This window comes from Nonomuraea sp. NPDC050643, from assembly GCF_040654715.1.
GTDB lineage: Bacteria > Actinomycetota > Actinomycetes > Streptosporangiales > Streptosporangiaceae > Nonomuraea.
The window spans coordinates 1-13357 of the sequence record NZ_JBFAIM010000044.1 but is presented as its reverse complement, the minus strand read 5'-3'; the positions used below and the strand labels follow the sequence as shown (position 1 = coordinate 13357).

Sequence of the window (13357 nt, the reverse complement as noted above, 5' to 3'; positions counted from 1 at the left end):
AGTAGTCGAATCGTGACGTTCTTGGGGGAGATGGTCATGCAACCGCTCTGGCTCGCCGCCGTCCTGGTCGCCGGTGCGCTCACCGCACCCGCCGCCGTACCCGGATCGAGTGGCTCCGGGCGGCAGTCCGACTTCGCCGCCGCCGCCCGTGATTACGGGGTGCCGGAGAGCGTGCTGCTCGGGGTGGCGTACCTGGAGTCGCGGTGGGACGGCAACGCGGGACGGCCGAGCACGGCCGGCGGGTACGGGCCGATGCACCTGGTGGACGTCTTCCCCGCCGAAAGCACGCACCTGGGGGACATGCACGGCGATCCGCGCGGGGACGACGCCCGGCCGATGTCGCCCGCGCGCGCCCTCGACCCCTCGGCCCTGCGGATGGCGGCGGCCCCGCCCCGGACGACCCTGCCCGAGGCCGGCCGGCTGACCGGCGTGGACGCCGCCCGGCTGCGGACCGACCCCGCCGCGAACATCCGCGCCGGCGCCGCCCTGCTCGCCTCCTACCAGGAGCGTCCCAGCGCCGACCCGGCCGACTGGCATGGGGCGATCGAGCGGTACGCGGGGACGGATGACCCGGTCGCGTCCCGGGCGTTCGCCGACGAGGTGTTCGCGGTGATGCGGGAGGGCGCGGAGCGGATCACCGACGACGGGCATCCGGTACGCCTCGACCCCGTACCGGGCCTGCCCGCAGAGACGGAGACCCCGCTCGACGACGACGCCCCGGTGACGTCCGACGAGGAGTTCGAGGTCGACACCGACGGCGCGCCGATCACCGACGAGGACTCGCTGGACCAGGAGACCGACACGGACGAGGACGTCCACCTCGGCCCGGAGCCCGAGCTCGCCGAGCCCGCCAGACCGAAGGGGCAGACGTCGGAGCGGGCGGAATGCCCCTCCTCGCTGACGTGCGAGTGGATGCCCGCCGCCTTCAAGCGGTTCGGCAAGAAGAATGACCGCGACTACGGCAACCACGACCGCCTGAACCGCGAACGCGCCGTCGACTACCTCATCGTCCACGACACCGAGGGCTCCTACCAGGGCATCCCCTCCATGATCCGCAACCCGAAGTACGTGAGCTGGCACTACACCATCCGCTCCCGCGACGGACATGTCGCCCAGCACGTGGCCACGAAGGACATCGCCTGGCACGCGGGCAACTGGGACGTCAACACCCGCTCGATCGGCATCGAACACGAGGGCTACCTGGCCAAGGGCGGCACCTGGTACACGGAGGCGATGTACCGGTCGTCGGCGAAGCTGGCGAGGTACCTGGCCGACAAGTACGACATCCCCATCAACCGCGCCCACATCCTCGGCCACGACAACGTGCCGGGCACGAACCCGAAGACGGTCGCCGGGATGCACGAGGACCCGGGGCCGTACTGGGACTGGGCGCACTACTTCGAGCTCATGGGCAGGCCGCTCAAGGCCGCCAAGAACGGCGACTCGATCATCATCCGCCCGTCGTACAACGCCAACCGCCCGCGCTTCACCGGCTGCGTGAGCACGAAGGCGGCCCAGGCGTGCCCCGCGCACGGCGCCGCGACCGTCTGGCTGCACACCTCGCCCAGCACCACCGCTCCCCTGGTGACCGACCTCGGCAAGCATCCGGGCAAGCCGAGCACGTACAGCGTGTACGACCACAGCGCCCGCGCCTCGACCGGCCAGCGTTACGCCGTCGCGGAACGGCAGGGGGACTGGACGGCCATCTGGTACCTGGGGCAGAAGGCCTGGTTCCACAACCCGGCCTCGAACCCGACCGCCATCCCGGCCAAGGGCCCGCTCGTCACGCCGTTGACGGCCGACGTGAAGGTGTACGGGCGCGCCTATCCGGAGAAGTCGGCCTACAAAGGGGTGTCGTACCAGCCGCTGACGCCGCTCAAGTATCGGATCGCGCCGGGGCAGACGTACACGGTGGGTGACACGGTCACGGGCTCGTACTATGCCGCCAACGCCTTCAACGCGGCCCGGCACGTCACGACGACGGGCAAGGTCCGTTACCACCAGATCCAGCTCGGCCACCGGGTGATGTTCGTGATGACCAAGGACGTCCGCATGATCGGCTGAATTTGGCCGCACCCGCCGTTCGGTGCGCACGGGCACTCTCCGGAGACGATATGGTTTTCCCGTGGCCCGGCGCACGTCGCCGGGGATTCACGCGGAAGTGGCTCAGTGGTAGAGCATCACCTTGCCAAGGTGAGGGTCGCGGGTTCGAATCCCGTCTTCCGCTCGGAGCAAGACTCCTGGTGGAGTGGCCGAGAGGCGAGGCAGCGGCCTGCAAAGCCGTCTACACGGGTTCAAATCCCGTCTCCACCTCGACGACCGGCGGACCCCTCGGGATCCGCTAAAGTAAGTGAAACGCCATGCGGAAGTGGCTCAGTGGTAGAGCATCACCTTGCCAAGGTGAGGGTCGCGGGTTCGAATCCCGTCTTCCGCTCTGAGTTCACCAACTCAATACGGACGATTAGCTCAGCGGGAGAGCGCTTCCCTGACACGGAAGAGGTCACTGGTTCAATCCCAGTATCGTCCACCGGTTTTCATGGAAGCCCTGGCTTTCCGGCATATGCCGGGAGCTGGGGTTTCTTGTTTTTCAGGTTGTGCCCGGCCGTCGTCAGGCGCCGGCTACCTCTCTCTTGAGGCGGGCTTCGAGCCGTGAGCGGCAGTCCGGCCATTCCTGCGCGATGACCGAGAAGACGGCCGAGTCGCGGAGCAGGCCGTCTTCTCCTGGGGCCCATGACTGCGACCAGTTCCTGAGCACCCCTTCGAAGCGCGCGCCCACCTTCTCGATGGCGGCGCGGGAGCGGCCGTTGCGCGCGTCCGTCTTCAGGTCGACGCGGGCGACGTCCCATTCCTCGAAGGCGTGGCCGAACAGCAGCAGCTTCGACTCCACGTTAAGCCCCGTGCCCTGCGCCGGACCCGCCAGCCAGGTGAAGCCGATCTCGACCGCGCACAGCCGCTCTGTCCCGGGCCAGAATCGTGGGTCCCAGTAGGCCGTGGCTCCCACCGCGCGGCCCGTCGCCTTCGCCACCTGCGCGTACGGTGCCAGCCTGCCCGTCGCCGCGCGCTCTAGCTGCGCGTCGATGTAGCGGCCGACCTCGTGCGCCCTGGGCACCCAGGTGAACGCGTAGGAGCCACGGTCCTCTTCGGCCGCCACGGCGAGGTCGGGCGCGTGGTGGTGGCCCAGCGGCTCGAGGCGGACGAGGGCGCCCTCCAGCGTGGGCCCCTCAAGCTTGTTGGTCATCGGCACTCCCCCGGCTCGCGGGCGATCATCGTGACCCAGGCTGAGCTGGGGCGTCAAGGAAGTTTCGCCGCGCCTGTGGCCGCCGTGTTAAGGTGGAGCCGGTGTAATTCCAGGTGCGGCGGTGACAGCCCGCCGGTTCCGCCGGTGGCGGAACGACCCGGTGCGATTCCGGGGCCGCGCGGTGAGACCCCGCCATCTCTCGGGCCTGCCCAGGCCCCTGACGTCCTCGTACTCAGAAAGGGATGGCCGATGTTCAGCGGGCGTATTCAGGAGATCGGGCAGATCGAGTCCGTCCACGAGGAGCGGATCTTCGTACGGGCGCCCAAGAGCGTCGCCGACCTGCGGGCGGGCGGGTCGCTGGCCGTGGCCGGGGTGTGCGTCACCCTGGAGGAGGTCGGCGACGGCGGGGTGACCGCGACCGTGAGCGGTGAGACGCGGCGGCGGACGACGTTCGACGAGCTGAGCGAGGGGCGGCAGGTCAACGTCGAGGTGCCGCTGGCCCTGGGCGATCGGCTGGACGGGCACCTGGTGCAGGGGCACGTCGACGCGGTCGGCAAGGTCACCGCGGTGGAGGAGCAGGGGCCCGGGACGGCGGGTGTGGATCAGGCCGCCCGCGCGGTTCCTGGAGCGGGTGGTGGCCAAGGGGTCGATCGCCGTGGACGGGGCGAGCCTGACGGTGGCCGAGGTCGTACGCGACCGGTTCTCGGTGGTGCTGATCCCGGCCACGCTGGCCGGCACGACGCTGGGCACGGTGGCGGTCGGGCAGCGGGTGAACCTGGAGTCCGACCTGGTGGGGCGGCTGGCCATGGCCCGGCCCGCGGCGGCCGCCGCCGACGTGGCGCGGGCGGTGGCCGCGCTCGGCTGGGCGGGGCACATCTCGGGGCGTGCCGGGGTGGACAAGGCCGTCGCCCAGATCGCGGCCGGTGGGGCGGTGGTGGTGTGGGATCCCGACCGGGAGACGGAGGGTGACGTGATCTTCGGCGGGGCGCGGCTGCGGCCCGACGCGTTCACGTTCCTGCTCACCCAGTGCTGCGGCCACACGACCGTGCCGTGCGCGCCCGAGGTGCTGGAACGGCTGGAGATCCCGCCGATCCCCGGCGACGGCGACCGGCACGGCACCCGGCCGCACGTCCCCGTCGATCTCACCGAGGGCACCGGCACCGGGGTGTCGGCCGCCGAGCGCGCCGCCACCGTACGGCGGCTGGCCCATCCGGACGCGCGCCCCTCGGACTTCCTGCGGCCGGGGCACGTGTTCCCCCTCCAGGCGAGGGCGGGGCTGCTGGCCGAGCGCGCCGGTCACACGGAGGCGACCGTGGCACTGTGCCAGGCCGCCGGGCTGCCGCCGGTGGGGGTGTGCTGCGAGATCATGAAGCCGGACGGGGTCATGGCGGGACCCGCCGACCTGGAGGCGTCCGCGCTGCGGTGGGGGTTGCCGTTGATCGACGTACGGGATCTGCGGGCCTGGCTGTGAAGCGCGAAACCCGCCCGGCGCCGACGGCCTACCCCGGGGTGACGACCATGGTTTCGACGCCCTTTGCGGTGAAGGGTTTGAGGGCTTCTCCGGTGGCCGCCGCGTCCGTCACCAAGGTCCAGGTGTCGGGCATGCGGGCCCAGGCGTGGAAGGGGCGGCGGCCCAGTTTGGCGGCGTGGACGAGCACGTAGATGTGGCGTGAGCGGTCCATCATCAGTTCCTTGAACCGGGTCTGCTGCAGGCTCGCCTCGCAGATGCCCTCCTCCGCCGTCACCCCGTCGGCGCCCAGGAAGACGCGGTCGAAGGTCATGCGACTGAGGGCCGCCTCCGCCAGGGGGCCGATGAAGCCCTGGCTCATGTGCCGGAGGGTGCCGCCGAGGCATTCGACGTGTACGCCCGTAGCCCCCGCCAGCTCCTGCAGGGCGTTCAGGCCCGTGGTCGCCACCGTCAGGTCCACGGCGTGCCGCAGTTCGTGGGCCAGGGCGCCCGTGGTCGAGCCGGCGTCCAGCAGGACCGTCTCGCCGGGGCGGATCTGGGCGGCGGCCCAGGCGGCTATGGCGCGCTTGGCCTCGAACGCCTCGCCGATGCGCTGCCGCAGCGACGCCTCCGGGTGGGTGACGACCGCCATCGCCCCGCCGTACGTGCGGGCCAGCAGGCCCGCCGCCTTGAGGTGGGCGAGGTCGCGGCGGATGGTGGAGGCCGTCACGCCCAGTTGGGCCGACAGCTCCTCGACGCTGGCCAGGCCGGTCGTGGTGGCCAGGCGGACGATCTCGTCGCGGCGAACCTGTGCTGCGCGGCCCATCGGTGGTCGGTCCTTTCCCGTCACAGGCCCCGCGCGGACGACAGTTCGGCCGCCTGGCGCAGGGCCTCGATCATGCTACCCGCGTCCGCGACACCCTTCCCCGCGATGTCGAAAGCGGTCCCGTGGTCGACCGAGGTCCTGATGACGGGCAGGCCGACGGTGATGTTGACCCCCGCCTCCAGGCCCAGGATCTTGACCGGGCCGTGGCCCTGGTCGTGGTACATGGCGACGATGAGGTCGTAGTCGCCGCGGCCCGCGAGGAAGAACGCCGTGTCGGCCGGGAGCGGGCCGTGCACGTCCATGCCCTCGGCGCGCAGGCGCTCGATGGCCGGGACGATCTTCTCCCCCTCCTCGCCGTAGCCGAAGAGGCCGTTCTCGCCCGCGTGCGGGTTGATGCCGCAGACGCCGATCTTCGGGCGCTCCACGCCGGAGCCGCGCATCGCGGCCTCTCCCCGGCGGATCGTCCGCTCGACCAGGCCCGGCTCGATGCGGGCGACCGCGTCGATCAGGCCGATGTGGGTGGTGACGTGGATGACCTTGACCTTCGTGGTCGAGAGCATCATGGACACCTCCTCCGTACCGGTGAGGTGGGCCAGCAGCTCGGTGTGGCCGGGGAAGACGTGGCCGGCGGCGTGCAGGGCCTCCTTGTTCAGCGGGGCCGTGCAGATCGCCTGCACCTGGCCGGACATCGCCAGCTCGCCGGCCAGCCGGACGTACTCGTACGCGGCGTCGCCCGCGACCGGCGACACCTCCCCCCACGGCAGGTCGTCGGGGATCAGACCGGGGTCGATGACGTTGACGCGGCCCGGTTCGAACGACGCCTCGGCGACGCCGTTCACGGTCACCACCTCCGGCCGTACGCCGAGGAATCCGGCGGCCTTGCGCAGGCGTGCTGCGTCACCGATGACGACCGGGCGGCAGAACGTGGAGACCTCGGGGGCGAGCAGCGCGCCAACGACGACCTCCGGTCCCACGCCGGAGCCGTCCCCCATGGTGAGGGCGATGAGAGGGGTGCTCATGTGAACCTTTCGTCGAGAGTGAGGTGGGCGGCTATGCGAAGGAGGCTGTCGCGGTCGCCGAAGCTGCCGGGGCGGGTGACCACCGAGTGGCCCTGCGGGGTGCGGCTGTGCACGGCGCCGTGGTGGACCTGGCCGATCGGGAACAGTTCGCGTACGCCGAGGGCGTCCAGGACGCGCCGGGCGGTCTCGCCGCCGGTCAGGACCAGGTGCGCCGGGCGGTCCGCGAGCGCCTCCGCGACGATCCGGCCCAGGATGGAGGGCAGGTCCGCCGGTACGGGTGAGCCCTGGACGGTCAGCACGACCGGGCCGGTCTCGAGCGCCGTGCGCACGCGATGGGCCGGGGTGGTGCCGGGTTGCGTGCGTACGTGGCGGGCGGTGCCGAGGTCGTTCGCGTCGAGGGTGACGGAGTGGGCGCCTTGGGCGATGAGGCGTTCGGCCTGGGTGGCCGCGCCGGGGGCGGCGGTGCCGACCACGACGAGCAGCGGGAATTCCGGAGGCCCATCAGGTTCAGAGGGTCCGGGTTCGCAGGGCGAAGGCTCCGAGGGCCGGCTGCGGCCGAGGGCGGCGGCCAGGCCGCCGGCGCCGATCAGGTGTGCGCGCGGGTCCGCTGCGAACGCGGCGGCCACGATGGTGTCCAGGTCGGCGTCCGTCTCCGCGTCGCAGATCGCCACCCGCCCGGCGGTCCGCTCGAGCGCCTGGACGAGCCCGGCGCGGACCGTGGCCAGCGGGATGGACACCGACGGTACGCCGTCCAGGGCGGCGGCGACGGTGGCGGGGGCGGAACGTGTTTCGACGTGCCAGGCGCGCGTTTCGCGCAACGGCACCCCGTCCACGAAAGGCACACCGCCGACCACGGTCCGCCCGGCGGACGGCAGCGCGGGCGCGAGAACGACCAGCCCGCTGTCCGCCGACCCCGGAACGGCGACGGCAGCAGAAGCCGCTGCGCGCGCAACAGGCGCGAAAGACGCAGCGGACGGAGTGGGCACAGAGGGCACAGCGGCCGAAGCGGGCACGGCAGGCGGAATGTGCGCGGAGGGCGTGGAGCTTGCGGCCGTGAGGGTGGCTGAGGTGGTGGCGGACACGTTGCCGCGTAGCAGGGAGTCGATCTTGACGAAGACGCGGCGGTCGCCCGCGTGCGCGAGCGCCTCCCGTACCAGCTCGGCGGCCCTCGGGTGGTGCCGGTTGTCGAGGTCGGCGACGAGCACGGGCTCGGCGGACGCGTACGGCGGGCCGGACAGCGCGATTCGCGCAGGGCGCGCGGATGACATGAGCACCGCCGCCACCTCCGCCGCCCCCGACAGGTCGTCGGCTAGCGCGAATACACGAAGGCCACCGCCCTGCCTGCCTCCGTTTGCGTGAATCACGCGATGAGTATTGCACGGAACGCGCACATTATGCCACAGTTGCCCGCAAGTAACGCGGACGTAGCCCGGCGCCCGGATCGACAGTGACGAGGTGCTGGTCATGCGCGCGGGCCGGATGGTCGAGCACGGCCCGACCGGGACCGTGCTGTCCACGCCGAAGGAGCCGTACACCCGGGCGCTGCCCGCGGCCGCGCTCGACCCGACGACCATGCGAGGACGCAAGCCGCGCGATGTCCTCGCGGCAGCGAAAGGAGCCACTCGATGATCCCCGAGCCGGTGCTCGGAACCATGACCTTCGGCGACACCGTCGACGCGGACACGGCGGGGCGGATGCTCGACCTCGCCCTCGACGCCGGGGTCACCGGCGTCGACACGGCCAACGGCTACGCGGGCGGCGCCGCCGAGGAGATCCTCGGCACGCTGCTGCGCGGCCGGCGTGACCGCGTCGTGCTGGCGACCAAGGCCGGCATCCCCCATCCGGACGCGGGCGGGCACGCGCCGCTGTCGCCCGCCGGCCTGCGCGCGTCGCTCGACGGCAGCCTGCGGCGGCTGGGCGTGGAGCACGTGGACCTGTTCTACCTGCACCAGCCCGACCGGTCCACGCCGCTGGAGGAGACCCTGGCCACGGTGGACGAGCTGCGGCGGGAAGGCAAGATCGGCGAGCTGGGCGTGTCCAACTACGCCGCCTGGCAGATCGCCGGGATGACCCCGCGGCCCGTGGTCGCCCAGCAGCTCTACAACCTGCTGGCCAGGCGGATCGAGGACGAGTACGCCGAGTTCGCCCTCGCCGGCGGGCTGCGCACGATGGTCTACAACCCGCTCGGCGGCGGCCTGCTGACCGGCCAGCACCGCTTCGACCGGGCGCCGGACAAGGGCCGCTTCGGCGACTCGCGGCTGGCGGCGATGTACCGGGAGCGCTATTGGGACGCCGAGCTGTTCAAGGCCGTCGAGGCCCTCGACGGGATCGACGTCCAGGCCGGGCTGCCGCTGACCGAGCTGTCGCTGCGCTGGCTGCTCGGCCGGCCGGTGGTGAGCGCGGTGCTGCTGGGCGCCTCCAGCATCGAACATCTGCGCGGCAACCTGGCCGCGCTCGCGGCCGGGCCGCTGCCCGCCGAGGTGGCCGCCGCCTGTGACGCCGTGGGCGAGACGCTGCGCGGCCCGATGCCGGCCTACAACCGGTGAAGGCCGGACCGATGAGGGCGGGCCTGCTCCCGGCTCCCACCGTGCAGGCGCACGCCGCCAACCTCATGCCGCTGCCCGGCGGGGACCTCGGTTGCGTGTGGTTCGGCGGGGCCCAGGAGGGCATGCCGGACATCTCCATCTGGTTCTCCCGGCTGAGCGACGGCACGTGGTCGGAGGCGGTCCGCGTGTCCGACGACGACACCCGCTCCGAGCAGAACCCCATCCTGTTCCCCGCCCCCGACGGCGCGCTGTGGCTGCTCTACACCGCGCAGCACGCGGGCGACCAGGACACCGCCGAGGTCAGGGCGCGGATCTCCGAGGACGGCGGCGCGTCGTGGGGCCCGGTGCGCACGCTGATCCCCGCCGACCCCGACGGGGGCGTGTTCGTCCGCCAGCCGATCGTGGTGCTGGGCCACCGCTGGCTGCTGCCGGCCTTCCGGTGCAGGCGCCCGGCGACCGGCAAGTGGGTGGGCGACCAGGACACCAGCGCCCTGTACGTCTCCGAGGACCGCGGCGGGACCTGGCGGCGCCAGGAGATCCCGGACAGCACCGGGTGCGTGCACATGAACGTCGTCCCCCTGGGCGACGGCACGCTGCTCGCGCTGTTCCGCAGCCGCTGGGCGGACCACGTCTACGCGTCCCGGTCCGGCGACGCGGGCCGGACGTGGAGCCCGCCGGAGGCGACGGAGCTGCCCAACAACAACTCCTCCATCCAGGCCACCCGCCTGGCCGACGGCCGGGTCGCCCTGGTGCTCAACCACAGCAGCCGGCTCGACGCCACCGAGCGGCGCACCTCCCTCTACGACGAGATCGAGGGCCACGGCCAGAGCGCCGGCGCCGCGTTCTGGGGCGCGCCGCGGGCGCCGCTGACGCTGGCGCTGTCGGACGACGGCGGCCGGACCTGGCCGTGGGCGCGCGACCTGGAGACCGGCGGCGGGTACTGCATGACCAACAACTCGCGCGACGGGCTCAACAGGGAGCTGTCGTACCCGTCGATCGCTCAGGCGGCGGACGGGAGCGTGCACGTCGCCTACACCTTCCCCCGCAGAGTCATCAAGCACGTCCGCATCACCGCAGAGGAGATCGATACCGCATGACCGCTTCCGAGCTAGCCGTCAGGATCCGCAACCGGGAACAGTGCGTCGGTTACTGGGTGGTGCTCGACGCGCCCGTCGCCACCGAGCGCCTGGCCAGGCTCGGGTACGACTACGTCGCGCTGGACGGCCAGCACGGCCTGATCGGCAACGCCGGGCTGCTGAGCAACCTCATGGCCATCGACGCGGGCGGCCGCTCGGTCGGCATCGTGCGCGTCGAGTCCGGCGACCCCGCCGTCATCGGCCGGGCCCTGGACTTCGGCGCGGGCGGCGTGATCGTGCCGCTGGTCGACACGGCCGAGGACGCGGCGAGCGCCGTGTCCGCCGCCCGCTACCCCGGAAAGGGCCGCCGCTCGTACGGCCCCATGCGCTCCATGCTGCGCATCGGCCCGACGCCGGCGGAGGCGGACGACAGCGTGCTGGTCCTGGCCATGATCGAGACCCCGGCGGGGCTGGCCAACATCGAGGCCATCTGCGCGACCCCGGGCCTGGACGGCGTGTACGTCGGCCCGTCCGATCTCTGCCTGGCCGTGGGCGGCAGGTTCCCGAACGATCCCGACGTCGCCGACGTGTTCGAGGCGGCGCTGGAGAAGGTCCGCACCACCGCCGCGAGCGCGGGCATTGCGGCCGGCATCCACAACCCGACCGGTGAGCAGGCCGCCCGCCGCCTGGCCGAGGGCTTCACGTTCGCCACCGTCGCCTCCGACCTCGTGCACCTCGAACAGGCCGCGGCCGCGCACCTGAAGGCCGTGCGGCGCGTATGAGGGTCCTGATCACCACGCCCACGTTCGCCAAGCACTCCCCCGAGCCGCTGCGCGTGCTGCGACGAGGGCGGCTGCGACGTCGAGACCGGCGGCCTGGACCGCCTGCCCGGGGCCGACGCGGTGATCGTCGGGCTGGACGCCGTGACGGAGGAGGTCGTCACGACCGGCGACCGGCTGAAGGTCATCGCCAAGCACGGCGTCGGCGTGGACACCATCGACGTCGGCGCGGCGCGGGCCCGACGACGGGACGGCCGCCCGCGTGGCGCGGGCCGAGGGCTGGCTGAAGGTCATGCGGCTGGACGTGTTCACCTCGTGGATCGTCTGCACGCTGTGCACGCTGTCCCGCATGTACACCGACACGATGGGGCCGTGGGCGCAGTCGTCTTCCTGATCGGCGCGATCGCGGTGCTCTACTCCACCTACATCGGCTCCACGGCCAGCGTGCCGCGCCTGTGGACGAACACGCTCGGACTGCTCGGCGTCGTGGACTGGGCCGACCCCGCCGCGCGCCGGAAGGTCATCCGGCTGCTCACCTGGTGCCTGCCGCCGGTCTGGGCGATGTTCTTCCTCTTCGTCCAGTCGCCGGTGATCATGGTGCAGATCGGAGCGCTGGGCGGGGGCGTGTTCCTCATCGCGGTGGTCGTCGCCGTGTGGCGGCTGCGCGGCGCCGGCGTCGATCCGCGGTATCGCGGCAGCCCGCTGCTGACCGTGGCCCTGGTGCTGAGCAGCGCGGCCATCACGTTCCTCGGCCTGTACGCGCTGCTGGAGGTCTTCGATCTGAACCCCTTCTGACCTCCGGCGACCCCCGCGCGTTCGTGCCACGGCCCTGGACCGGCCGTGGCACGCGCGTGTCACGCCAACCAGACGGGGGGCGTGACATGATCGAGGCGAATGGGGTGCTGATCCGGCTGGCCGGGGCGTTCACGGTCGAGCGGGACGGCGTGCGTTACCAGCGTGGGGTGGTCGGCGGGAAGGCGCGCACGCTGCTGAAGCTGCTGGCCGCCGAGCGGGGCGGGGTGCTGGCCGCCGACCGGATCGCGGAGGCGCTGTGGCCGGGCATCGGGCCCGCCCACCCGGTGCGTAACGTCGCGACGCTGGTCAGCCGGTTACGCGGCGTGCTGGGCGCCGAGGTCGTGATCGGCGGGCGCACCGGCTATCGGCTGGGCGGGCCGCCCGGCGTGCGGGTCGATCTGGACCTGGCGGCCGGGCTGGTCGCCGAGGCCGAGGGCTGTCTGCGCGGCGGGGAGCCGGCGCTGGCCGCGGCCGCCGCGGGGCGGGCGCTGGAGCTGCTGCACGGCGGCGTGGTGCTGGCGGGCGAGCCGGACGCGGGCTGGATGACGGCGGTCAGGGACGAGGCGGCCACGCTGGTGCGGCGGGCCCGGCACGCGTTCACCGGGGCGGGGCTGCTCGCCGGCGATCCGGCGGGGGCGCGGAGGGTCGCCGAGGCGGCGGTGCGGGCGGATCCGTTCGACGAGGTGGCCTACCGGCTCCTCATGCGGGCGCACGCGGCGGCGGGCGAGCCGGCGAAGGCGCTGCTGGCGTACGAGGTGCTGCGGCGGCGGCTGGCGGCGGAGCTGGGCACGGACCCGGCGCCCGAGACGCGGGAGACGCACCTGGCGATCCTGCGCGAGGAACCCGTGCGCTCGCCCGTCCTGCGGCCCGCGCCCGCCGGTCGGGCCAGGGTCGTGCGGCGGGCCGGGCTCGCGGGACGGGACGCGGAGGTGGCGGCGATCTCGCGGGCCTGGGCGCGGGCCGTGGCCGGGCGTACCGGGGTGCTGGTGATCGCCGGTGAGGCGGGTGTCGGCAAGTCGCGGCTGGCCGCCGAGGGTGAGCGGGTCGCCGGGGTGACGGGCGGGATCGTGCTGCGGGCGCGCTGCCACGAGATCGAGCGGGAGCTGTTCCTGCAGCCGTTCGTGGACGCGCTGCGCCCCCGCCTGTGCCGCCCGGCGAAGGACGGATCGTGCGACCCGACCGGCGAATGGGCGGCGGCGCTGGAGTCGCTGTCGCGCGGGCAGGCGATGGAGCGCAGGTACGCCTTCGAGGCGGTGACCGCGTTCCTGCGCGCGCTGGCCGAGCGGGAGCCGGTGCTGCTGGTGCTGGAGGACCTGCACGCCGCCGGCGCGGCCACCGTGGAGCTCGTGCACTACCTGGCCAGGCGCGTGTCGCAGGCGCGGCTGCTGGTGCTGGCGACGGCGCGGACCGGCGAGCACGACGTGGCCGACGCCCTGCGCGGGGTCGCGGAGGTCGTCCGGCCCGGCCCGCTGCCGCTCGCGGCGGTGCGGGAGCTGGCGGGGGACGCGCGGCTGGCCGAGGAGGTGTTCCGGCGGACCGGCGGGCAGCCGGAGCTCGTGGCCGCGCTGCTCAACGAGGCCGCCGGGCGCGACCCCGGCGGCCGGCGTGGTCGGGGCGGGTGGGGTGGCGAG

At 73.0% G+C, this 13357-nt stretch carries 13 protein-coding genes, 4 tRNA genes and 2 pseudogenes; 15 read left to right on the top strand and 4 right to left on the bottom strand.

Annotated elements, in window-relative coordinates; translation table 11 throughout:
* Positions 1 to 36: 36 nt before the first annotated feature.
* The 5 genes from AB0I15_RS41980 to AB0I15_RS41960 all read left to right on the top strand — a co-directional run bounded on the left by AB0I15_RS41980 (position 37) and on the right by AB0I15_RS41960 (position 2527).
* Complete coding sequence (locus AB0I15_RS41980; RefSeq protein ID WP_358109047.1) at positions 37 to 2064, top strand: N-acetylmuramoyl-L-alanine amidase; 2028 nt, start codon at positions 37 to 39, stop codon at positions 2062 to 2064.
* Between the two features lie 91 nt (positions 2065 to 2155).
* Positions 2156 to 2227 (top strand) — tRNA-Gly (locus AB0I15_RS41975).
* 15 nt (positions 2228 to 2242) lie between these two features.
* Positions 2243 to 2313, top strand: a tRNA-Cys gene (locus AB0I15_RS41970).
* A gap of 49 nt (positions 2314 to 2362) precedes the next feature.
* Positions 2363 to 2434 (top strand) — tRNA-Gly (locus tag AB0I15_RS41965).
* A gap of 21 nt (positions 2435 to 2455) precedes the next feature.
* Positions 2456 to 2527, top strand: a tRNA-Val gene (locus AB0I15_RS41960).
* A gap of 81 nt (positions 2528 to 2608) precedes the next feature.
* Here AB0I15_RS41960 and AB0I15_RS41955 read toward each other — a convergent pair.
* Positions 2609 to 3238, bottom strand: coding sequence for a GNAT family protein (locus tag AB0I15_RS41955; RefSeq protein ID WP_358109044.1), 630 nt, complete (start codon positions 3236 to 3238; stop codon positions 2609 to 2611).
* Positions 3239 to 3487: 249 nt separating this feature from the next.
* Between AB0I15_RS41955 and AB0I15_RS41950 the strand changes: the two are divergent.
* Together AB0I15_RS41950 and AB0I15_RS41945 are read left to right on the top strand one after the other, a co-directional pair.
* Positions 3488 to 3670 (top strand): annotated as a pseudogene (locus tag AB0I15_RS41950) (hypothetical protein); the annotation flags it as partial.
* Positions 3671 to 3833: 163 nt separating this feature from the next.
* A complete protein-coding gene (locus AB0I15_RS41945; protein ID WP_358109041.1) occupies positions 3834 to 4709 on the top strand; it encodes a 3,4-dihydroxy-2-butanone-4-phosphate synthase in 876 nt (291 codons plus the stop codon).
* 28 nt (positions 4710 to 4737) lie between these two features.
* On the opposite strand, the gene AB0I15_RS41940 is transcribed toward AB0I15_RS41945, so the two are convergent.
* From AB0I15_RS41940 to AB0I15_RS41930, 3 genes are read right to left on the bottom strand one after another with little or no spacing between them, the layout of a single operon-like run.
* Entirely contained in the window at positions 4738 to 5511 is a 774-nt protein-coding gene (locus AB0I15_RS41940; RefSeq protein WP_358109038.1) for a DeoR/GlpR family DNA-binding transcription regulator, read from the bottom strand.
* Positions 5512 to 5531: 20 nt separating this feature from the next.
* Positions 5532 to 6530 (bottom strand): 4-hydroxythreonine-4-phosphate dehydrogenase PdxA, encoded by a 999-nt coding sequence (gene pdxA / locus AB0I15_RS41935; RefSeq protein ID WP_358109035.1) that lies wholly within the window; start codon positions 6528 to 6530, stop codon positions 5532 to 5534.
* Positions 6527 to 7996 carry a four-carbon acid sugar kinase family protein gene (locus tag AB0I15_RS41930; protein ID WP_358109299.1) on the bottom strand — a complete coding sequence of 490 codons (1470 nt, stop codon included), beginning with the start codon at positions 7994 to 7996 and terminating at the stop codon, positions 6527 to 6529. The genes pdxA and AB0I15_RS41930 overlap by 4 nt, the downstream gene beginning before the upstream one ends.
* Here AB0I15_RS41930 and AB0I15_RS41925 point away from each other — a divergent pair.
* From AB0I15_RS41925 to AB0I15_RS41890, 8 genes and pseudogenes are all read left to right on the top strand, one after another.
* Complete coding sequence (locus AB0I15_RS41925) at positions 7986 to 8159, top strand: hypothetical protein (protein WP_358109305.1); 174 nt, start codon at positions 7986 to 7988, stop codon at positions 8157 to 8159. The two genes, AB0I15_RS41930 and AB0I15_RS41925, sit on opposite strands and share 11 nt — an antisense overlap.
* Complete coding sequence (locus tag AB0I15_RS41920; protein ID WP_358109033.1) at positions 8156 to 9076, top strand: aldo/keto reductase; 921 nt, start codon at positions 8156 to 8158, stop codon at positions 9074 to 9076. The genes AB0I15_RS41925 and AB0I15_RS41920 overlap by 4 nt, the downstream gene beginning before the upstream one ends.
* Positions 9077 to 9087: 11 nt before the next feature.
* Positions 9088 to 10173 carry an exo-alpha-sialidase gene (locus AB0I15_RS41915; protein ID WP_358109030.1) on the top strand — a complete coding sequence of 362 codons (1086 nt, stop codon included), beginning with the start codon at positions 9088 to 9090 and terminating at the stop codon, positions 10171 to 10173.
* A complete protein-coding gene (locus AB0I15_RS41910) occupies positions 10170 to 10934 on the top strand; it encodes an aldolase/citrate lyase family protein (RefSeq protein WP_358109027.1) in 765 nt (254 codons plus the stop codon). The genes AB0I15_RS41915 and AB0I15_RS41910 overlap by 4 nt, the downstream gene beginning before the upstream one ends.
* A 93-nt stretch (positions 10935 to 11027) precedes the next feature.
* Positions 11028 to 11162, top strand: a pseudogene (locus tag AB0I15_RS41905) (3-phosphoglycerate dehydrogenase); the annotation flags it as partial.
* 31 nt (positions 11163 to 11193) lie between these two features.
* Positions 11194 to 11325 carry a hypothetical protein gene (locus AB0I15_RS41900; RefSeq protein WP_358109024.1) on the top strand — a complete coding sequence of 44 codons (132 nt, stop codon included), beginning with the start codon at positions 11194 to 11196 and terminating at the stop codon, positions 11323 to 11325.
* Positions 11304 to 11726, top strand: coding sequence for a hypothetical protein (locus AB0I15_RS41895; RefSeq protein ID WP_358109021.1), 423 nt, complete (start codon positions 11304 to 11306; stop codon positions 11724 to 11726). The genes AB0I15_RS41900 and AB0I15_RS41895 overlap by 22 nt, the downstream gene beginning before the upstream one ends.
* Before the next feature lie 86 nt (positions 11727 to 11812).
* On the top strand, positions 11813 to 13357 hold a 1545-nt coding region (locus AB0I15_RS41890; protein WP_358109018.1), incomplete at its 3' end, for an AAA family ATPase.